At 45.5% G+C, this 829-nt stretch carries 1 protein-coding gene and 1 pseudogene; both read right to left on the bottom strand.

What is annotated here, in order from left to right; all coding sequences use genetic code 11:
* Window positions 1-446, bottom strand: a 446-nt coding sequence (locus tag KIV40_RS30765; RefSeq protein ID WP_285353086.1) for a 2Fe-2S iron-sulfur cluster-binding protein, incomplete at its 3' end; no start/stop codon positions are given.
* Window positions 447-458: 12 nt separating this feature from the next.
* A pseudogene (gene sdhA, locus KIV40_RS30770) lies at window positions 459-829 on the bottom strand (succinate dehydrogenase flavoprotein subunit); the annotation flags it as partial.

Here is an 829-nt window from a genome sequence, read left to right on the forward strand (position 1 = left end):
ATACATTCATACAACCCATCCAAATGTGCTCGTTCATCAGGGGTTTGTAGGTTTTCGCGTGACGGTGGCACATTGCCATCAGACACTAAGAATGGCTTCACTTTTTCGTAGTTATTGTAGAACTGAGTCATGTCCACGATAAGGTCACGCACAACCGGTAGACCCGGTAGTGGGCGAATCACAATCTTGTCTTGGCCAGACAGCGCAGACAATGAAGTGATACATGCCAGTCCATTTTTACCATTCATGTTGAGACCGTCAGAACCACATACACATTCACGGCATGAACGACGGAATGAAATTGTTGGATCTTGCTCTTTTAGTAGGATAAGAGCGTCCAAAAGCATCATGTCTGACCCTTCGTCTACTTCAAGGACGTAGTCCTTCATGTAAGGCTTCTGGTCAACATCTGGGTTGTAACGGTATAAAGAGAAATTCAGTTTCATGGTTAGATCTCCTTAGTACGTACGTGCTTTTGGGGGGAACGCTTCACGGTGAATAGGTTCCATGTTTACGTTACGCTTAGACATCTCTTCAGTATCAGGATTGTAAAGCGTATGGCATAGCCATTGCTCATCATCACGGTCAGGGAAGTCAAAACGAGCGTGTGCACCACGGCTCTCTGTACGGTAGTTAGCCGCTACAGCAGTCGCGTAAGCTGTTTCCATTAGGTTTTCAAGCTCTAGACACTCAATACGCTGCGTATTGAATTCTGTAGACTTGTCAGAAAGGTGTGCATTCTTCAGACGCTCACGAATCGCTTTAAGCTCTTCTAAGCCCTCAGCCATTGCTTTACCTTCACGGAATACATAGAAGTTGTTCTGCATAC

Source organism: Vibrio sp. D173a (assembly GCF_030248475.1).